This is a genomic window from Roseibium alexandrii DFL-11, assembly GCF_000158095.2.
Taxonomy (GTDB): Bacteria; Pseudomonadota; Alphaproteobacteria; order Rhizobiales; family Stappiaceae; genus Roseibium; species Roseibium alexandrii.
In genome coordinates this window covers 4309482-4329706 of sequence record NZ_CM011002.1, presented here as the reverse complement: position 1 = coordinate 4329706, position 20225 = coordinate 4309482, and the positions used below count along the sequence as shown (strand labels likewise).

Here is a 20225-nt window from a genome sequence, read left to right as displayed (position 1 = left end):
AATGTTCAAGAAAATCCTCATTGCCAACCGTGGCGAAATCGCCTGCCGGGTCATGGAAACAGCCCGCAAACTCGGCGTTAAAACCGTGGCCGTCTATTCCGACGCCGATGCAAACGCCAAACATGTTGCGATGGCCGATGAAGCGTACCGAATCGGTCCAGCTCCAGTCTCTGACAGCTATCTGCAGATCGCCAAGATCATCGAGGTCTGCAAACAAAGCGGCGCAGAGGCGGTCCACCCGGGATACGGCTTCCTGTCGGAAAACCCGGACTTCGTTGACGCGCTGGACGCGGCCGGGATCACCTTCATCGGCCCGAGCGCAGATGCCATCCGAGCCATGGGCCTGAAAGACGCCGCCAAGGCGCTGATGGAAAAGGCTGGCGTTCCGGTCGTGCCGGGCTACCACCGGGAGACCCAGGACCCTGGTTTCTTGCAGATCCAGGCCGGCAAGATCGGCTATCCGGTTCTGATCAAGGCGCGCGCTGGCGGCGGCGGCAAAGGCATGCGCAAGGTTGAACGGGCGGAAGACTTTATCTCCGCGCTCAAGTCCGCCCAGCGCGAAGGCGAGGCAAGCTTTGGTGATGGCCGGGTCCTCATCGAAAAATATGTCGCCAAACCGCGTCACATCGAAATCCAGGTCTTCGGCGACAATCATGGCAATGCCGTTCATCTGTTTGAGCGCGACTGCTCGCTGCAAAGGCGCCACCAGAAGGTCATTGAGGAGGCTCCGGCCCCCGACATGCCGGAAGAGATGCGCACGGCCATGGGTGAGGCGGCCGTTAAGGCGGCCAAGGCGATCAACTATTCCGGTGCCGGCACAATCGAGTTCATCGTTGACGTCTCCGAAGGTCTGCGCGCCGACCGCTTCTATTTCATGGAGATGAACACCCGTCTGCAAGTTGAGCACCCGGTAACAGAGCTGATCACCGGACAGGACCTCGTCGAGTGGCAGCTGCGTGTTGCTTCCGGAGAGCCTCTGCCAAAGGCGCAAGAGGAACTTTCGATCAACGGTTGGGCTTTTGAGGCCCGCCTTTATGCAGAAGATGCACCTAAGGGCTTTCTGCCAGCGATTGGCACATTGGAGCACCTCGTTCTTCCCGAAACCCAGGCCCGCGTCGACAGCGGCGTCCGGGCAGGAGACGAGATTTCCCCCTTCTATGATCCAATGATCGCGAAAGTGATCGTACACGGTCCGTCGCGTGATGCCGCGCTTGGCAAGTTGCTCGCCAGCCTGGAGGCGACGGAAGTTGCCGGTTGCGTGACCAACGCCGGGTTCCTGGCTGCGCTTTGCCGCCACGAAGGCTTTGCCAACGGGGACGTCGACACCGGCCTGATCGACCGCGATCTGGAAAGCCTGATCGCCGAGCCGGAGATGCCGGAAGACGCAATCGCGCTTGCGGCGTTAACCGCGCTTGGACTCACCCGTCCAGCCGAGGGCAACGATCCGTTCGACACGCTTGCAGGATGGCGGATTTGGAGTGCCTCACGTCAGTTCGCGCTTCTCGAAATTGCCAGTGAGCGCAGGGATGTTGAAGTTCACGCCCAGGGCCAAAACAAGTTCACCGTGCATCTGGAAAGCGGTCCGAAAGATTTCACCCTGGTTGAGGTGGATGGCAGCACCATCACCTATGACAGCAACGGCCACCGGGCTTCCGGTTCCGTGGTTCACGATGGCAAAGGGCTCACGGTCTTCATGTCCGGCCATGCCTTCACGGTTGGACTGCCGGACGCGCTGAGTTCTGACGAGGAAGCTGCCGGTGCGGGCGATCAGCTGATTGCCCCAATGCCAGGCCTTGTCAAAATGCTAAACGCCAAGGCCGGCGATGCCGTCACCAAGGATCAGCCCTTGATCATTCTGGAAGCCATGAAAATGGAGCACACGCTGAAAGCACCGCGCGATGGGGTCATTGGTGAAGTGATGGTCAATGAAGGTGAACAAGTGACCGACGGCACGATCCTACTGGTTCTGGCGGAGGAAGCCGATGCTGCTGCCTGAGGCAAAAACCTACAAGGAGCTGACCGAGAGGTTTTCCTGGCAGATCCCGGAACGGTTCAACATTGGAGTCGCGATTTGTGACGCCTGGGCCGACAAGGAACCACGCCGCGAAGCTCTGGTCTATGCCGAAGAAGGCCAACCCGCTCACAGCTATTCCTATGGCGCGTTGAAGCGGCTTTCCAATCAGCTGGCCAACCTCCTGAAGAGCCGGGGCATTCAGCAGGGCGACCGGATCGGCGTCCTGATGCCGCAGCGCCCGGAAACTGCTTTTGCTCATATCGCAGCGCTGAAACTCGGCGGGATATCCATCCCGCTGTTCGTACTGTTCGGCGAAGAAGCCCTGGAATACCGGCTCAAGGATTCTGGTGCCAAGGCCGTCATTACGGACGAAAGTGGCGCGGCGAAGCTTGAAAAAATCCACGGCAGCTTGCCCGAACTGACAACCGTCTTTTGCGCAGATGGCGCGCACCATGGCGCTGATGATCTTTGGGCCGCAATGGAAGGTCACGAAGAGACCTTCAAACCCGTCGATACGCGCCCGGATGACCCAGCCATCATCATTTACACCTCCGGCACGACCGGGCAGCCAAAGGGCGCACTCCACGGGCACCGAGTTTTGCTCGGACACCTTCCCGGGGTTGAGATGAGCCATGACTTTCTGGGTCAGCCAGAGGACCGCATCTGGACACCTGCAGACTGGGCCTGGATTGGCGGCCTGCTGGACGTGCTGATGCCGGCGCTTTATCTCGGTGTCCCGGTGGTCGCTTGCCGTTTCAAGAAGTTCACCGCAGAGGCGGCCTTCCAGCTGCTTCAGGACCACACCATCCGAAACGCCTTTATTCCCCCAACGGCGCTGAAAATGATGCGCCAGCTGGACGCCCCGGAAGACCGCTGGCAGCTGAATTTGCGCACCGTTGCCTCCGGCGGAGAAACCCTCGGTGCTGAGCTTATTGACTGGGGCCGAAAAACCTTCGGCCGGACAATCAACGAGTTCTATGGCCAGACCGAATGCAACATGATCGTCTCGAGCTGCTCTGAAATTATGGACGCACATCCCGGCATCATGGGCAAGGCTGTTCCGGGTCATGAGCTGGCCATCGTCAATGACGCCGGTGAGGTTCTGCCCTCCCGCACATTCGGCAATATCGCCGTCAAACGGCCCGACCCAGTTATGTTCCTGAAGTACTGGAACAACGAGGCCGCCACGCAGAAGAAATTCGCCGGTGACTGGTTGCTCACGGGCGACACTGGCGAGATGGATGAGGACGGCTGGATCCGTTTCGTAGGCCGGGACGATGATGTCATCACTTCATCCGGCTACCGGATCGGACCCGGCGAGATCGAAGACTGCTTGATCAAACATCCCGCCGTTGCAATGGCCGGTGTCATCGGCAAACCAGATGCCCAGCGCACCGAGATCGTCAAGGCCTACATTATCCTTAAACAGGATGTCGAACCGTCCGATTCGTTGGCCAAGGAGATCGCCGACTTCGTCAAGATCCGGCTTGCCGCCCATGAATATCCGCGTGAAATCGAGTTCGTTGATGCTTTGCCGATGACCACAACCGGCAAGGTCATCAGGCGTGAGCTCCGCGCCCGCGCGGTTGAAACTGATGACACCGGAACACTATGACGGGGAGCAGATCCCTCCACCGTCATGCCCGGGCTTGATCCGGGCATCCATTCCGTTTCCCATCCGCACACTTCTGCTGCGCCGGGGTTACCGCATGGATTGCCGGGTCAAACCCGGCAATGAAGGATTGAATGATAAGTTTTGAGCTACTGAAACGCAGGTTAAACACCACACCATGTCCGAGTTTGTCACCATCTTCGAAATGGGTCCGCGCGACGGGCTTCAAAACGAAAAACGGTTTGTCCCGACGGAAGACAAGATCGCGCTTGTCGACCGTCTCTCCGAATGCGGCTTCCGCAAGATCGAAGTCACCAGCTTTGTCAGCCCCAAATGGGTGCCGCAAATGGCCGATGCGCAAGAGGTCATGGAAGGCATCCACCGCCATCCGGCTGTTGTCTATTCGGTCCTGACACCAAATGTAAAAGGCTACACTGCCGCCCTGAAGGTCTCCGCTGATGAGGTGGCCATCTTCGGCTCCGCATCTGAGGGCTTTTCGAATAAGAACATCAACTGCTCGGTCGCAGAAAGCATCGAACGTTTCAAGCCGCTGCTCGAAAAAGCCCGTTATGATGAAATGCCGGTGCGCGGCTATGTTTCCTGCGTCACCGACTGCCCTTATGACGGCCCAACGCCGCCCGAAAAGGTCGCCGAAGTCGCAAAGATCCTATACGAGCTTGGCTGCTATGAGATTTCTCTTGGGGACACGATCGGTGCTGCCACGCCCGAAACCATTGGCCGCATGCTCGATGCCGTTCTCGCCGTGGTGCCAGCTGAAAAGGTGGCCGGGCATTATCACGATACCAAGGGCCGGGCGCTGGAGAACATCGAGGTCAGCCTCGACAAGGGCCTGCGCACGTTCGACAGCACCATTGGCGGGCTGGGCGGCTGCCCCTATGCCCCCGGCGCCAAGGGCAACGTTGCAACAGAAGCCGTTGCAGAGCTGATGCAGCGCCGCGGTTTTGAGACCGGGCTGAGACTTGAGAAACTGGCCGAGCTTGCCGAATTCGCAAAATCCCTCCGGAGTGACACCGCATGAGTTTTGAGACGATCTCGATTGAAACGGATGACCGCGGCGTTGCCACGCTGACCCTGAACCGTCCGGAAAAGCACAATTCCCTATCGGCCAGGATGATCGATGAGCTCACTGCAGCGGCAGACCAACTCGGGTCTGATGGCTCGGTTCGTGTTGTTGTCCTGACAGGCGCAGGAGAAAGTTTTTGCGCCGGAGGCGATCTCGCCTGGATGCGCGAGCAGATGGCGGCCGACCGCGACACACGCATGGCAGAAGCCCGCAAGCTCGCCATGATGCTGAAGGCACTGAATGAACTGCCAAAACCTGTGATTGGGCGCGTGCAGGGCCAGGCCTTCGGTGGCGGTATCGGCATGATGAGCGTCTGCGACACTGTGGTTGCCGTCGACACCGCGAAGTTCGGCCTGACCGAGGTTCGGCTTGGCCTGATACCGGCAACAATCAGCCCCTACGTCCTGGCCCGGATGGGTGAAGGCAAGGCGCGCCGGGTGTTCATGTCCGCGCGCATTTTCGGTGCGGAAGAAGCCCGGGATCTTGATCTCGCCGCCAAGGTGGTGAGCGCCGATGACCTTGATGCGGCGATTGAAAAGGAAATCAAACCTTATTTGAGCGCGGCTCCCGCTGCTGTTGCCGCCTCCAAGGCTCTTGCCCGGTCTCTTGGCCCGGTTATCACCGATACGGTCATCGACGATACGATCCGAAGACTTGCGGACACATGGGAAACGCCGGAAGCCAATGAAGGCACATCAGCGTTTTTTGAAAAGAGAAAACCGGCCTGGACGCACTGAGGATCAAGAGCCTATGCGTTCCGGCGGGCGTGCTCGATCAAGGCTGCAATCCGGGCGACATCAAGTTGCTCTGATTTCGGAGCAGGCTCCTCAACGCGGTACATTTTTTCCCGCCGCCTCCGGATCTTCTTGCGTTGCCACTCGCTAATGCCCTCCGGCAAATCCACTTCAGCACGATCCATACCAATCAGGACACGTTGAAGGTCCGGAATGAGCTCGGATGAGATCGTAAATGTGGACCCGTCGTTGCGGCGGAAGACCAGGGTTTTGGTTGTTTCTTCACCGTTCAGGAGCACGGCTTTTTTTCGCCCGCTGGAGCCAATCGTCGACTGGAACCAGGCCACGGCACCCGATGCATGCCACAGCTTTACGCTGACCTTTTCAAGATCGGTATAGGGCACACGCACACGCAAACCGAATTGCGTGAACTCAAAACCATTTCCGAAAAAACGCACCCAAGACGTTTCCTGGCGAACCGCAACCGTGAAGAAAACGAGAGATAAACTGGCCGGGAGCAAGCAAATCAGAGCCAATGCTGCCAAGGCACCCGTTGCCGATGCGAGACCAAGAACCGCGAGCGGCAGAAAGAACAATCCAAACCCAAAACCAATCAGGTCCAGTGTTAGGACAGATGGGCGGGACACTGGCCGGATCGCTCCGGATGCCGGCTGTGGCCGGGGCGGCGCAAGATAGATCGCAGCCGCAGCCACCAGGCACATGATGCTGCTGAGCAGCGTCATAAAGTAAAACCAACCCGCAATGCCGAGCACCGCCAAGCCTAAGGGTAGTATGCGCCGGAGATATTCAAGCCGTGCTGTTTTGCCCACGCCGCGCTCCTTAGGTATCGGGGCGAAATCGCTACACATCCGCTAAAGTTCTGATTCTTTCATTGAATCAACTTGACCGCCCGTAATCAAGACAGACACAGCACTATCCAAAATGATTGTAGGAAAACGGCAAATAATACCGGGAAAATTTGATTTAATCCCGGCATTACAAGTCATCTAGGCGCAGATCCGTGGCTTTGTTTCTTCAGGACGCCTTGCGTTCCCGCTCAATGAAACTGAACACGTCTCTGACCTTGCCGAATTTCGGCTTGTCGATTTCCAGATAGTCGTGCATCAGCATATCGATATCAGCCGCGTTGAAGGGCTTTTTCAAAAAACCGGAGATCCCGACAAAGGCGGCAGATCGTTCGAGGTACGTCGTATCGTTGGTCGACATCATGTAGATGCCAACCTTGCTGGACAAATCCCGAATGGAGCCGGCCAGCTCCAGGCCGTCTATACCCGGCATGTGAAAATCGGTCAGGACCAATTCGAACTTACCGCGAGAAAGCGCTTTCAACGCTGCATCGGCACTGTCTGCGTCAGAAATTTCAAACTCGAAGCGGCTACTCTCCAAGACCTTTCGGGTCAATTTCCGCATTGTTCCAGAATCGTCGACAACCAGGATCGGGTAGGACCGGGTCATCATGCGATAGGTGGCAATTATCTCGGAGATTTCCGCGGGACCAAAGGGTTTCTGAAGGAAATGATAGGCGCCAAAGCGCTTCAGCACTGATTCAGCCTTGTCATCCAGACTACTCGACATCGCCACGGTCAAACAGTCATTCGACTGGGTATCGCGCATTGCCGAAACGACTTCCGGACCGTTCAGGCCCGGCATGTGAATGTCGACGAAGGCGACGTCGATGCGTTTCGCTTGAAGTATCTCGAGGGCGGCCCGGCCATTCGACGCTTGCTCAATCTCGATATAGCGTTCACCACGATGGGCCTGAATGCCTTCCGCAACGATGTCCCGAGCGATTGAGCTGTCGTCCGCGATCATCACGCGTATTATCTTGTGCAGCACGGCTTCCCCATTGCAGAAACGGCCATGCGAACTGATGCCAGTGGCCTAACTATGCAGTTGTTCAAGTAAAGTTATTTCACATCATTCGTATAATTTCGGTTACTGACACCGATACTCAAACAACGCATAAACCTGAACCGACATTCAGTTTTAGCCATCCAACTTCAAGTAGCAACTCAAGCCAAATCTATCGCGTCACAACAACATCCAAAAATGCGAGGGTTTTGTTTTGTTCGATTTGCTTGAGCGCATCTCTCAGAGCTGACTCCAGATCTACCGCCTGCTCGACACGAGCAGCATGGGCGCGGCTGGCCTTGGCGACATGCGTAAAATCCGGCACCGGCGACAGTTGGGTCAACGGCATTCTGTTGCTTCGGGCCGCGTAACCATCCGGATAGTGATCCAGAACAGACTGGCGAACTGCGCCCCATTCCGCATTGTTCAAAACGATCACAAGGATCGGCAGGTCGAGAGCTTCGGCAATCTGATGACAAACCACCGGGTTGGAAAACATGTACGACCCGTCCCCCATGGTCGCCACGATTGTACGGTCGGGAGATCCGAGTTTCATGCCGAGGGCTGCCGGAAAACACCAGCCGAGGCCTCCCGCATGAGGTTCCTGATACCAAGCCTGCCAATGGTTTAAGCTCATTGGAGCTGGAGGACAACCAAGTTCAGATAGCACCGTTGCCTTGCGATCTCCCAATACGCGAGAAAGGCACAAGCTGATCAAATTCTTGGTGATGCCGCCCGTTCCATCGGCTTCAGCGGACGCGAGCACCGCCTTTCTGTTTGCTTTGTTGCGCGCAGCCCATCGAGCCCGTCTAGGCGCTGCACGGACGGACAGTTCGAGCTCATCCAAAGCGGTTTTCAAAGCCACAAGCCCAGGCTCGACGTCCGCTGCGATTGCCAGGTCACACTGGAAATTTCGCACCGGCACTTTGCTGAAGAGTGGATCCTGCCCAAGGTGGATGACTTTGCATCCGGGCTTCAGATTGTGTTTGTCCGGCGCCCAGGGAGCCAGACTGTCGATAACCAGAACAACATCCGCTTCTTCTAAAAGATCGGACGGGTCATTGCCGGCAGCCATGGGGTGATCAAGATCCATCGCAAGCCGCACGGCCCAATACTGGCAAACGGGGATACCCCATCGCTCCGCCATATCGGCAAGAGCTGCAAAGCCGTCTGCGCTACCCGCTCCGCGCTGCGCGAAAATCACTGGATTGTCAGCTTCCGCGATCCACTTTGCGGCCGTAGCAACAGCGACCTGATCAAGTCCGGGCTGCGGTGCGACCATGATGGCAGGCGCCGCCAATTGATCCATCGGGCAAGGCTCGCACAGAACTTCGCGCGGCAGACTGACATAGACCGGACCACGCGGCGTTGTTTCGGCAAGCGCCTTTGCACGGTCAACCGTTTCGACCGCCTGTTCGGGAAACCGCAGCTCATAGTCCCACTTGCAGGCTTCACGAACCAGAGCCGTTTGATCGCGCATTTCCTGTCCCCAGCCGATTGGAACGGTTCGCGATCCGAACCGCCCCTGCTCTGTTGTTGGGGTTCTTCCCGAAAACAGCATCATCGGGATATTTTCGATCGATGCGTTGATCGCGCCTATCGCGCAGTTGGCGAGACCCACATTCGTGTGTGCCATGACCGCAGCCGTTTTACCGGTGCCGAGGTAATAACCGTGCGCCATGCCCATAGCCGCGCTTTCGTGCGGGATGACAATCGCTTCCGGTAAATCGATGTTCTTGGCATCAGCCTCGGCGAGACCTTCAATCACCGGCGGAAAGTCGGTTCCGGAATTTGCAAAAATGTAGTCAATGCCGATCGCCTTCATCCGGCTGAGCAGAGCCCCTCCGGACGCGATGGATACAGTTTCTCCAATTCCGCTTTTGGAGGGACTTGCATCGTTATCGACAACGGGCGGTGCAGTCTTACTCATGAGGAGAGCTCCAAATTTTCAATGGCGGTTTGAACAGCCAGCCGGAAGACCTGCTCGGCCGGGCTCGGCTGGGCATCCGGGCGCGTCATCAGACCTATCGGCCCTTTTGTGATGTCGCTTTCGAAGGGCAGACGGATCAGATCGCCATCAGCCGTTTCATTGCGCACCACACCAGAGGAAATGATCCAGACAGCGTCCGACTGACGCGTATAAATGCGACCGAACGCACCGGACACGGTTTCGATCCGGTTCGGGATTTCCGCTACGCCGTTGGCGATCAAATACCGCTCAACCAAGGGCCGGATGGCCGACCCTTCCGGTGGATAGAGCACCGGCCAGTCGACAATGCGCTTGATGTCCGGCGCCTCCAGGAGCGGATGATCAGCCCGGACAACAAACTCGACACGCTCGGAATAAAGCTGCGTGAAAGAAACCCCTTCCATAGTAACCGGGCGTCCAAGACGGCCGATCACCAGATCGATTTCACCCAGCCGCAAACGCTCGATGAGATATCCATGCGGACCATCAAGGATCTTCAGCATGACCGCTGGGGCCAGATCCCGGAACTCACGGATGGCGGCCGGCAAGAAGCTTCCTGAAACGCTCGGCAAAGCTCCGACGGTCAACGTGGCCCGCGCCTCCTCACCGGCATCGACCACACCGTCTAGGCCCTGCTGGAGGCTGGCTAGGGAAATCTGGGCAAAATGCAGGAACATCTTGCCTTGCGGCGTCAGCGAAATCCCCGCACGGCTGCGGGACATCAATGTCGCGCCAATAGTTTCCTCCAGCTCCTTGAGCGTCTTGGATATGGCCGGTTGGGTAAGGTTCAACTTGTCGGCTGCGAGCTTCAGACTGCGTTCCTGCGCAATCTCGACAAAGCACTGAATGTGCCGGAATTTTATCCGCCGATCGATCATTTACTTATCCATTTTGGAAATCAAATGACCTAATTTGTCATTTTACTTCACCATTTCAGATAAACAATATGCTCAAAAACGCGGGGAGGTCTAGATGCGTACTCAAGTTGTCATTGTTGGAGGAGGTCCCTCCGGGCTCCTGCTGGGGCAACTTTTGCACCTGAAGGGGATCGACGCGGTCGTTCTGGAACGCAAGACCAAGGACTATGTGCTTGCACGGATCCGGGCCGGTATTCTGGAAACGGGTCTGGTCGAACTGATGCGCGAGGCCGGCGTGTCCGAGCGCATGGACAAGGAGCGGTTTGTCCATACCGGCACCTGCATTTCCTATGAAAACGAGATGTTCTCGATCAACTTTGAGGACCTGATCGGCAAGAGCGTCATCGTTTACGGCCAGACAGAGGTGACACGCGACCTCTATGAGGCCCGCGAAGCTTCCGGTGCAAAGACCATCTCCGAAGCAGAGGGGGTGGCAATCCATGATGCCGATACGGACGCGCCCTACGTCACTTACATAAAGGATGGTAGCGAACATCGCATCGACTGCGATTTCGTGGCAGGTTGCGATGGCTTTCACGGGGTTAGCCGTAAAACCATCCCGGATACCGTCCGCAAGGACTATGAGAAGATCTTTCCGTTCGGGTGGCTTGGTATACTTTCCGAAACACCGCCCGTACATGAGGAGCTGATTTACGCCAATTCCGCCCGAGGGTTTGCGCTCTGTTCCATGCGCAATGAAAACCTTTCCCGCTATTACGTTCAATGCGAGCTCAGCGATAAAGTCGAGGACTGGAGCGATGAGGCGTTCTGGGAAGAGCTGAAACGCCGCCTGCCGGAAGACATCGCGGAAAAGCTCGTCGCAGGCCCGTCGATTGAAAAATCAATCGCGCCCTTGCGCTCCTTCGTTAGCGAGCCGATGCGCTGGGGCAGATTGTTCCTCTGCGGCGATGCTGCGCACATCGTGCCTCCGACAGGGGCAAAGGGCCTCAATACAGCTGCATCGGATGTTCGCTATCTCTACCGCGCGCTCTCTGCCTATTACCTCGACAAGGACAGCACCGGCATCGACACCTACTCCGAGACGGCGTTGGCGCGGGTCTGGAAAGCGGAGCGGTTCAGCTGGGCGACCACCAATTTGCTACACCGGTTCCCGGATCAATCCGAGTTTGATCTGAAAATGCAGCGGGCCGAAATTGAATCTCTGCATTACAATCCGACCGCCCAAAAGTGGTTTGCCGAAAACTATGTGGGACTGCCCTACTGATGCGCATCGCACGGCTCACAAATGCGGACATTCACTGGCGGGAAGACGGCGACCCGAACGGGGCACCTGTCGTGTTTGCAAATTCCCTTGGCACAGATTTGCGGCTCTGGGACAAGGTTATCGACCGGCTCCCCGAAGAAGGTTACCGCTACATTCGCTTCGACAAGCGCGGCCATGGCCTCTCTTCCTGCCCCTCTGATGCTTACTCCATGACGGATCTGGTTCAAGACCTGGAAGAGTTGCTCGACCATATCGGCGTGTCGCAATTCTCGCTGGTCGGTCTTTCCATCGGCGGGATGATCGGGCAACTGCTCGCCCACCGTCAGCCAGATCGCATGACCAGACTTATTCTGGCCTGCACAGCTGCAAAAATGGGAACCGCCGATATGTGGCAGGTCCGGATTGCCGCGGTCCGCAAAGGCGGTGTCGAGAGTATCGCCGACGCAGTTCTGGACCGTTGGTTTTCCGGCCCTTTCCGGCACTCTGACGAATGCATTGCCTGGCTCAGCATGCTGAGCCGGACGCCAGCTGAGGGTTACATCGGCTGCAGTGAAGCCCTGGCCGCACGGATCTCACCGCAACAACCGCCGAATTGACGCTCCCGGCATTGGGGATTGCAGGATCTGAAGATCTTGCAAGCCCTCCGGCGCAGGTAAAGGCCACCACAGACCTGATCCGTGGCAGCCGGTTTGTCGAGATAGCGGGCGCTGGTCACCTGCCCTGTGTTGAGCAGGCGGACGTGTTTACGGCCCACTTGCAGGATTTTTTGAAGGAGAGTGCTCATGTCCGACAGGTATGAGCAGGGTTTGATTGTTCGCCGGACGGTTCTGGGCGATGCCCATGTTGATCGCGCCGAGGCTTCCAAGACAGATCTCGACGCACCGTTTCAAACACTGATCACGGAGGCAGCCTGGGGAACGGTCTGGGCATCCGACGGCATCAGCCCGCGTGAGCGCTCCATACTGACGCTGGCCCTCTTGGCAGCTCTCGGGAATTTCGAAGAAATTGCCATGCACATCCGGGCAACGGCCCGGACAGGTGCAAGCAAGCAGGATGTTCTGGAAGCCTTCCAGCATGTCGCGATTTATGCTGGAGTTCCAAGGGCCAATCAGGCACTCAAGATCGCCAAGGACACCTACGCGGACATGGAACGGGAGGAGGCGGGCGAATAACGCCGGCCGGGAGGAAAGCCACAATGCAACCAGGCCCCTATTACCAGCGTGACCGGCAATGGCAGCCGCCTGCGCTGACGTCGGACTACAAGACCAGCGTATCCAGGTCACCACAGTATTCGATGATAAGCCTGGAAACGACGGTCAGCGAAATCACAGGACCCGTCTTTGGGCACAACGACATCGACCCAATCGACAAGGATCTCCTGTCGAACTACGCAAAGCCGGGAGAAAGCCCGATTGGCGAACGCATCATCCTTCATGGGCGGGTTCTCGATGAAAACGCCAAACCTGTGCCGAACACACTGGTTGAAATCTGGCAAGCCAATTCTGGTGGCCGCTACCGACACAAGAAGGACACCTATCTCGCGCCGATCGACCCGAATTTCGGCGGCTGTGGCCGCACGCTGACGGACGAGAACGGGTACTACGCATTCAGGACCGTGAAGCCCGGGGCTTATCCCTGGCGCAATTGGGTCAACAACTGGCGGCCGGCCCATGTCCATATCTCCATCTTCGGTTCCGCTTTCGCCCAGCGTCTGATCACGCAATGCTACTTTGAAGGCGACCCGCTGATCGCTAAATGCCCGATCGTGAATTCCATTCCTAATCCGGATGCGGTTGATCAACTGGTCGCTCGGTTGGATCTCAACGCCACCATCCCCCTCGACACCATCGCGTACAAGTTCGACATCGTGTTGCGCGGGCGCCGGTCAACATTGTTTGAAAACCGGCCGGAGGGGAACTGATCATGCGCCAGACACTGGATTACTTGAAAGAAACCCCTTCCCAGACGGCGGGCCCTTATGTCCACATCGGCCTTGCGCCGGGAGCCGCCGGCTTTGACATCTACGCCCAGGAGCTCGGGCATGACATTGCAGGGCCAAACGCAAAGGGCGAACGCATTCGCGTTGAGGGCCGTGTCATTGATGGCATGGGGTCTCCGATCAAGGACGTGCTTCTGGAAGCCTGGCAGGCAAATACAGACGGCATCTATGCCCATCCGGAACATCTGGGCGAGGTTGAAGACGGGTTCAGGGGTTGGGGCCGCGTCATTCCGGATTTCGACACCGGCAACTGGACCTTCGAGACAGTCAAGCCGGGTGCGGTCACGGATCTGAACGGCCGTCAAATGGCTCCGCATATCAGCCTCTGGATCGTCGCACGAGGGATCAATGTGGGTTTGCAAACCCGGCTTTATTTCTCAGATGAGACATCCGCCAATGCAGCCGATCCGGTGCTCAATCTGATCGAGTGGGAGCGCCGCCGGGCAACGCTGATTGCAGAGCGAACAGACAGCGACGGCACGCCGGTCTATCGGTTTGACATCAAACTGCAAGGCGAAGACGAAACCGTCTTTTTCGACATTTGAGGCGGACATGAGCAAACCCTGCATCATCTGTGTTGCGATCACCGGCTCGTTGCCGACAAAAGAAAACAATCCGGCTGTCCCGGTGACAGTTGCCGAACAGGTTGAAAGCACTCACGAGGCCTTTGAAGCCGGCGCCACCATCTGCCACGCCCATGTGCGCAACGAGGATCAAAGCCCGACTTCGGATCCGGAGAAATTTGCACGGCTGAAGGAAGGTCTTGATAAACACTGCCCCGGCATGATCATCCAGTTCTCGACCGGCGGGCGTTCGGGCGCCGGAAAGGCACGCGGCGGCATGCTCCCGCTTATGCCGGACATGGCGTCCCTTTCCGTTGGATCGAACAACTTCCCGACGAGGGTTTACGAAAACCCGCCAGATCTTGTGGACTGGCTGGCGGCAGAAATGCGGACTTACACCATCAAACCGGAGATCGAGGCCTTCGATCTCAGCCACATTCACCAGGCAGCCGCGATGAACAAGGACGGCCGCATACCAGGCCGGCTTTATATCCAGTTCGTCATGGGCGTGAAGAACGCCATGCCCGTCGATAAGGATGTCTTCGACTATTATATCAAGACCGTCGAACGGCTCGTTCCGGATGCCGAATGGTGTGCTGCCGGCATCGGCCGTCACCAGCTGACCATCAACGAGTGGTCGATCGCGGCCGGAGGGCACACCCGCACTGGACTGGAAGACAACATCCGCCTCGACAAGGACAGGCTTGCCCCGTCCAACGCAGCTTTGGTCAAACAAGCAGTAGAGCTTTGCGAAAAGTATGACCGGCCGGTCGCGGACTGGCAAAAGGCCCGAGAGATCTTGCGAATTCCGCTCAAGGCGGCTTGACGGCCAGAGCATCGGGCGTTTTGATTGAAACGCCCAAAGATGCTCGACCACTTAAGAGCGATCAGCTTTGGGCGTGAAATCGATCCCGATTTACCGCCCGCTGATCTAGTCATAATGTTTCTTGATCAAGCTCCCTTTGTTTGAGCACAGTTTTCATGCCAATCTCCCTGTTTTCCAGCCCGGTTTTTTCCGATCTTTACTCCGACGCCGATCTGGTTTTGCGATTGGATGAGAACGCCGATCTCCTTCACATGATCCGGTTCGAACAGGCTCTTGCACAAGTGCAAGGCGCCCTGGGCATCATCCCGAAAGGTGCGGCTGCAACAATCGTCTCAGCCCTGGAAACCTGTGAGATTGAGCCTATTGCTTTGAGTAAGGGCACGCGGTCAGCTGGAATTCCCGTGCCCGCACTTGTGGCTTCCTTGAGGAAGGTCGCCGGTGACGACGCAGGCAGCTGGCTGCACTGGGGAGCCACTAGCCAGGACGTGATGGACACCGCACTGGTTCTGCAGGCAAAGAGCTGCCTCCATGTCCTCGAAGAGCGCCTTGGCAAACTGATCGACGCACTTGAAACAGAAAGCGTGCGGCATGCCAATCAGCTTCTAGCTGGCCGGACCAGGTCGCAGATTTCAACGCCGATCACATTCGGCTACCGGATTGCAAAATGGGCACACGGCTTAATCGACGCTGAGGCCGACCTGCCAGCTCTTCGCGAGAAAGTTCTGAGAGTCCAGTTTGGCGGGGCTTCCGGCGTTAACAGCGCGGTTGCTCCGGATGGTCCGCGTATCGCGGAGGCTCTTGCCGAGGAACTCAAGCTCCATTTTTCGCCGTCCTGGCACACGAACCGGTCAAACATCCTCGCGCTGTCCGCCTGGCTGCAAGCCCTCACCGCCAGTATTGCCAAGATGGCCGGCGATCTTCTTTTGCTAGGCCGATCAGATATTGCGGAGGTCTCATCGGGAACAGGCGGCGGATCCTCGACAATGCCGCAAAAGGCCAACCCGGTTCAGGCGGAAGCCATTCTGACACTCAACGCCATCGTGCAAACTTCAGCGAGCGGGATTGCGGCAGCGGCCACTCCGGCAGAAGAACGTGACGGCGCGCGCTGGCCACTGGAATGGGCATTTTTGCCCCAGATGCTGATTGCAACCGGCGCGGCCCTCCGCCACGCCCAAGCGCTTGCAGACAGCATGTCCCCGAACCAGGACCGGATTTCTTCTGGCTTGAAGGACCATCCGGAAATCATGGCAGAGGCCGCAAGCTTCGCGCTTGCCAAAAATGGCGTAGCGAGAGCCGAGGCCAAGGACATTGTTGCCAAGGCCGCGTCACAGACTGACTTCAAATCGACCTTGAAGCAACTGGCGCCAGACGGGATCGATTGGGATACCGTTCTTGATCCGGCTACGGTTATTCCGGCCTGCAAGGAAATGACTGCCGAGATATTTGCCCGGCGGTCGAGATAGCCTCTCCGCTTCGCTCCGAACGCGATGTCTGACAGGCCTCAATCCAATGACTGCAATGCGCGCTAACTGAGCACACTTGGCAACCACAGCGTCAGCGCCGGGAAGCTGACAAGCAGCACCACGCGCACCAACTCCGCGCCAAAGAAGGGCGCAACCCCCTTGAACGTCTCGATCATCGGCGTATCGCGGGCCAGGGAGGAAATCACGAATACATTCATCCCGACTGGCGGCGTAATCAGTCCCAGCTCCACCACGATAAGCGCCAGGATCCCAAACCAGATCTTCAGATCTTCAGTGCTCATGCCGAACCCGGCGCCCTCAGCTGCCTGATAGATCCCGCCATTGATCTCGACAAGAACCGGCCAAAAGAACGGGATAACGAGCAGGATCATCGACAGACTGTCCATCAGGCAGCCGAGCAGGATAAGCGCAACGAGCAAAAGGATCAGGACCGTCATCGGCTCAAGACCCGACCCGGCGATCCAGGCGGCTGTTTCCTGAGGCAGGCGCACCCGCGACATGAAAATCTTCAAAAGTTCCGCGCCGAGGATAATCAGATAAATCATACCTGAGGTCGCGGCCGTTTCCTGCAGCGCGCCCAGCATGTCCGGCCAGGACAACTTGCGTTGCAAGAGACCGAAGACCAGCACCAGAAACACACCAGCAGCAGCAGCCGGGGTCGGGTTGAAAAAGCCGAAGTATATGCCGCCAATGACAAGAGCAAAGATCAGCAGAACCGGGATCATTCCGGCCGTTGCCTCAATAAACTCCCGGCGGTCCGGCATGCCGCCTTTCGGGCCAGCCTCCGGCTTGATCGCCACATAGACCGCGATGGTCAGCAGAAACAGAACAACCGCCAGCAGTCCGGGCAGGAACGCGGCCATGAACATCGTCACGATATTCGCTTCAACGATGATTGCGTAAATGATCAGCACAACGGATGGCGGGATCAAAATCCCGAGCACGCCGCCAGCCGCCAATGTCCCGGTCGCAAGGGCCCCGGAATACTTATAGCGGCGCAGTTCCGGCAAGGCGACCTTGCCCATCGTAGAGGCCGTCGCAAGGGACGAGCCACACACCGCCCCGAAGCCCGCACAGCCGGCAATCGCCGCCATCGCCGTACCGCCACGGAGCCAGCCAAGCCACGCGTTTGCTCCCCTGAACAACGCCTGGCTGAGACCTGTCTTGGAGGCGATCGCGCCCATCAGCACGAACATCGGCACGACGGACAGATCGTAGATTGAGAACTGCCCATATGCCAACGTCTTCAACTGGCTGAAGACCAACGCCGGGCCGTTGAGCAGCATGGTTCCGACACCACCGACTAGGATCATGGCGTAGGCAATCGGCATCCGGATCGCAATCAGGATGATCAGCGCGACGAGCCCGCCCACGCCGAGAACAACAGCGTCTGCCATTTATCGTTATCCTTTCGACAGGGCTGATGTGTCACGCATCAAAGTGACAAGCGCTGCAAGGGCCAGCAATACAAGGGATACAAGGATCGGAACGAACGCCATCCAGTGCGGGATCTGCAAGATCGTGGTTGTATAACCGTATTCTCTTTGGTCGAGCATCCCGTGGAACATGCGCCAGATCAGCAGAGACGCAAACCCAAGCGCAACCAGCGAGCCCAGCAGTGTGAAAAACGCGATCAAGCGCTTCGAGGCTCCAGCTGTGAAAATATCCGCTGACACATTGGCGCCCGTCAGCTGGCAATAAGGCAGGAACGCAAAGACTGCGACCGCAACGCCCATTTCCGTCAATTCAAAGTCACCGGGGAGAGGCTTACCGAACATGGATCCAAGGATGGACATCATGTTCACCGCAACGACGGCCAAGAGAACGCCGCCGCCGAGGAGAGCCCACACCGTGATGACCCGGCTGGCAATCCCGGTGAACCCGGAATTGCCTGTTTGGTGATCTGCGGGCATCAGTTGGACGCGTTGTTCGCGACAGCAGCACGGGCCTTGTCCACCAAAGCGGATCCATCGATGCCTTTGCTGGAGACTTCCTCGACCCAGCGGCCGACAACCGGCTCAAGCGCTGCGTTGAATTCCGCTGTCTCTTCTGGCGTCAAGGTGATGTGCGTGTTGCCAGCCTTCACCGCGAGCCCAATGCCAAAATCATCCGCACCAGCCCAGATATCACCGACTTCCTTGGACCAGACAGCATCAGATGCATCGCGGAAAGCTTTCTGGACATCTTCCGGCAAGCTGTCCCAACGGTCCTTGTTCATGGACACCTGGAACACCGTCGTGCCAAAGCGTTCCTTATCAGCACCTTCGATCTGGTAATTGGTCTGCTCCTGGATCTTCAGCGGCGGAATGATCTCCCAAGGGATCATGGCCCCGTCAATCACCCCCTTCTGCAGCGCAGGCGGAAGTTCCGGCACAGGCATCGCAACCGGGGACGCGCCAAGCGCTTCAATCACCCAGGCACCGGTGCGGGTCGGGATCCGGATTTTCTTGTCCTTGAGGTCTGCGACTGACCGCACTTCAGTATCGCGCATATGGATACCCTGACCAGCATGCACATGGAGGAACATGACCTCCACGCCCTTGTAGTCGTCTTTCAGATCACTCTCGAAGAGTTCCTTCAGCGCCAGGTTGGTCGCCGCGGTATCATTCTTGTGCACCCCCGGCAGTTCGAAGACTTCAGAACGCGGGAACAAACCGGGCGTATAACCGTTGACCGTCCAGACGAGGTCGACAACCCCATCACGAACCTGGTTGATCAGCTCAGGCGGACGGCCACCCAAGGTCATCGCCGGATAGATCTCAATGGAGACCTTGCCGCCGGAATTTTCCTCCACCTGCTTGGCCCATGGCACCAGCATCTTGGAGTGTGCCGGGGCTTTTTCACCAAGGAAGTGGTGCAGTTTGAATTCGTGATCTGCAGCCTGAACTGATGTTGCGCCGAGCGCTAATAAGGCTGCGCCGAATACCGTCTTGAAATCCATGATCGTTCCTCCTCCTACGCCGGAAATTCAAGTAAAAGACCAGTCCGGCTGTGGCCGCGCCTCATTCGCGCTTTTGGTTGCCCAAGCTTATCGGGTGCAAGGTGCCGCTAGCGCCCAATTTCTCACCCTATTGAAGCCTATCCCACCATTAAACAGGAGACATGTCTCCTCCCGAATTCAGTTTTTACTAATTCACTTGGTAATGTAAAATGACATAATGTTGGAATTGATTTCCTTTTTTGGAAACTAAACGCTGATTACCCGTGGCATCGACACCAGCCAAACCGCGAGACGTCATCTCAGCCTGTACTCTGCTGAGGGAGCCGCATAGAGTGAGTTGCAGCCCCTCATGAGAACACTACAGGAGATAACTGGATGATGAGCCAACTGTCAGCGCGGATGAGCGTTTTTGCTGCTGCGGCACTTGCGATCGGCTTCAGTGCAGCAGCGCATGCTGACGATGCCATTTCGAAGGTAAAAGCGGCAGCGCCTTTGGCGGTTTGCGAGATAACGCCGAAGGAAAACGGCAAAGCCTACGTCATATGGCATTTGACGGCCTTTGATGAAGACGGCACCCGCTACTACCGGGCGATCACCAGCAACTTGATCGAACTGATCGTCAAACCGGACGGTTCCATCCAGAGCGATGCCAACCCGTGCACGAATGAACTGACATTCTATTCATCCAGTTACCGTTGAGTGGTCAGAATGCAATAAGGGGTGGCGCATCCGCATGCGCCGCCCACTGCTGTTCGCGGATCTGCGCTCTACATAAACAGCAATTAACAGGCAAGAAGTGGCGCAGGTAAGAAACGCGCTCGTGAGGACCGAAGGCCGATAGCGCAAACAAAGAATGGTGCCGCTGATAGGACTCGAACCTACGACCCCATCATTACGAATGACGTGCTCTACCAACTGAGCTACAGCGGCTTGGCTCTTGAGCAACTCCAAGAGACGATCTCAAAGGCAGTCCTTAAAAACTGGC

19 protein-coding genes and 1 tRNA gene are annotated in these 20225 nt (G+C 57.4%); 12 read left to right on the top strand and 8 right to left on the bottom strand.

All coding sequences use genetic code 11. The features are described from left to right. Position 1: 1 nt before the first annotated feature. The 4 genes from SADFL11_RS20075 to SADFL11_RS20060 all read left to right on the top strand — a co-directional run bounded on the left by SADFL11_RS20075 (position 2) and on the right by SADFL11_RS20060 (position 5447). A complete protein-coding gene (locus SADFL11_RS20075) occupies positions 2–1996 on the top strand; it encodes an acetyl-CoA carboxylase biotin carboxylase subunit (RefSeq protein ID WP_008196454.1) in 1995 nt (664 codons plus the stop codon). After that, positions 1983–3629: an acyl-CoA synthetase gene (locus tag SADFL11_RS20070; protein WP_008197141.1), complete on the top strand. Its 1647-nt coding sequence runs from the start codon at positions 1983–1985 to the stop codon at positions 3627–3629. The genes SADFL11_RS20075 and SADFL11_RS20070 overlap by 14 nt, the downstream gene beginning before the upstream one ends. 175 nt (positions 3630–3804) lie before the next feature. Beyond that, positions 3805–4665, top strand: coding sequence for a hydroxymethylglutaryl-CoA lyase (locus tag SADFL11_RS20065; RefSeq protein WP_008192893.1), 861 nt, complete (start codon positions 3805–3807; stop codon positions 4663–4665). Further along, positions 4662–5447, top strand: coding sequence for a crotonase/enoyl-CoA hydratase family protein (locus SADFL11_RS20060; protein WP_008195123.1), 786 nt, complete (start codon positions 4662–4664; stop codon positions 5445–5447). Before SADFL11_RS20065 ends, SADFL11_RS20060 begins: the two co-directional genes overlap by 4 nt. An 11-nt stretch (positions 5448–5458) precedes the next feature. Here the strand turns inward: SADFL11_RS20060 and SADFL11_RS20055 are convergent, their stop codons facing one another. From SADFL11_RS20055 to pcaQ, 4 genes are all read right to left on the bottom strand, one after another. Next, positions 5459–6274: a hypothetical protein gene (locus SADFL11_RS20055; RefSeq protein ID WP_050776006.1), complete on the bottom strand. Its 816-nt coding sequence runs from the start codon at positions 6272–6274 to the stop codon at positions 5459–5461. Between the two features lie 205 nt (positions 6275–6479). After that, complete coding sequence (locus SADFL11_RS20050) at positions 6480–7301, bottom strand: response regulator (RefSeq protein WP_008191967.1); 822 nt, start codon at positions 7299–7301, stop codon at positions 6480–6482. Positions 7302–7488: 187 nt separating this feature from the next. After that, entirely contained in the window at positions 7489–9246 is a 1758-nt protein-coding gene (locus SADFL11_RS20045) for a thiamine pyrophosphate-requiring protein (RefSeq protein ID WP_008194189.1), read from the bottom strand. Beyond that, positions 9243–10163: a pca operon transcription factor PcaQ gene (gene pcaQ, locus SADFL11_RS20040; protein ID WP_008190966.1), complete on the bottom strand. Its 921-nt coding sequence runs from the start codon at positions 10161–10163 to the stop codon at positions 9243–9245. The genes SADFL11_RS20045 and pcaQ overlap by 4 nt, the downstream gene beginning before the upstream one ends. Positions 10164–10257: 94 nt before the next feature. On the opposite strand from pcaQ, the gene pobA reads away from it, so the two are divergent. The 7 genes from pobA (at position 10258) to SADFL11_RS20005 (ending at position 16278) form a co-directional block, all read left to right on the top strand. Then, entirely contained in the window at positions 10258–11427 is a 1170-nt protein-coding gene (gene pobA / locus SADFL11_RS20035; protein WP_040451059.1) for a 4-hydroxybenzoate 3-monooxygenase, read from the top strand. Beyond that, positions 11427–12023: an alpha/beta fold hydrolase gene (locus SADFL11_RS20030; RefSeq protein WP_209002658.1), complete on the top strand. Its 597-nt coding sequence runs from the start codon at positions 11427–11429 to the stop codon at positions 12021–12023. Before pobA ends, SADFL11_RS20030 begins: the two co-directional genes overlap by 1 nt. 186 nt (positions 12024–12209) lie before the next feature. Then, positions 12210–12599, top strand: coding sequence for a 4-carboxymuconolactone decarboxylase (gene pcaC, locus SADFL11_RS20025; protein ID WP_040451060.1), 390 nt, complete (start codon positions 12210–12212; stop codon positions 12597–12599). Between the two features lie 23 nt (positions 12600–12622). After that, positions 12623–13348: a protocatechuate 3,4-dioxygenase subunit beta gene (gene pcaH / locus SADFL11_RS20020; RefSeq protein WP_008192842.1), complete on the top strand. Its 726-nt coding sequence runs from the start codon at positions 12623–12625 to the stop codon at positions 13346–13348. A gap of 2 nt (positions 13349–13350) precedes the next feature. Beyond that, complete coding sequence (gene pcaG, locus SADFL11_RS20015; RefSeq protein ID WP_008195502.1) at positions 13351–13971, top strand: protocatechuate 3,4-dioxygenase subunit alpha; 621 nt, start codon at positions 13351–13353, stop codon at positions 13969–13971. 7 nt (positions 13972–13978) lie between these two features. Next, complete coding sequence (locus SADFL11_RS20010; protein WP_008194056.1) at positions 13979–14815, top strand: 3-oxoadipate:acetyl-CoA acetyltransferase; 837 nt, start codon at positions 13979–13981, stop codon at positions 14813–14815. Positions 14816–14970: 155 nt separating this feature from the next. Next, positions 14971–16278 (top strand): lyase family protein, encoded by a 1308-nt coding sequence (locus SADFL11_RS20005; protein ID WP_008197039.1) that lies wholly within the window; start codon positions 14971–14973, stop codon positions 16276–16278. Between the two features lie 62 nt (positions 16279–16340). Here SADFL11_RS20005 and SADFL11_RS20000 read toward each other — a convergent pair whose 3' ends face one another. The 3 genes from SADFL11_RS20000 to SADFL11_RS19990 are packed head-to-tail and all read right to left on the bottom strand — an operon-like array spanning position 16341 to position 19240. Continuing rightward, positions 16341–17696 (bottom strand): TRAP transporter large permease, encoded by a 1356-nt coding sequence (locus SADFL11_RS20000; RefSeq protein WP_008193686.1) that lies wholly within the window; start codon positions 17694–17696, stop codon positions 16341–16343. A gap of 6 nt (positions 17697–17702) precedes the next feature. Then, on the bottom strand, positions 17703–18212 hold the full coding sequence (locus tag SADFL11_RS19995) for a TRAP transporter small permease (protein ID WP_008197118.1): 510 nt from the start codon (positions 18210–18212) through the stop codon (positions 17703–17705). Next, entirely contained in the window at positions 18212–19240 is a 1029-nt protein-coding gene (locus SADFL11_RS19990) for a TRAP transporter substrate-binding protein (protein WP_008197394.1), read from the bottom strand. The genes SADFL11_RS19995 and SADFL11_RS19990 overlap by 1 nt, the downstream gene beginning before the upstream one ends. Positions 19241–19615: 375 nt before the next feature. Here SADFL11_RS19990 and SADFL11_RS19985 point away from each other — a divergent pair, with 375 nt between their 5' ends. Then, positions 19616–19939, top strand: coding sequence for a hypothetical protein (locus SADFL11_RS19985; RefSeq protein ID WP_040451061.1), 324 nt, complete (start codon positions 19616–19618; stop codon positions 19937–19939). Positions 19940–20094: 155 nt separating this feature from the next. Here the strand turns inward: SADFL11_RS19985 and SADFL11_RS19980 are convergent. Next, a tRNA-Thr gene (locus SADFL11_RS19980) sits at positions 20095–20170 on the bottom strand. Positions 20171–20225: the final 55 nt, after the last annotated feature.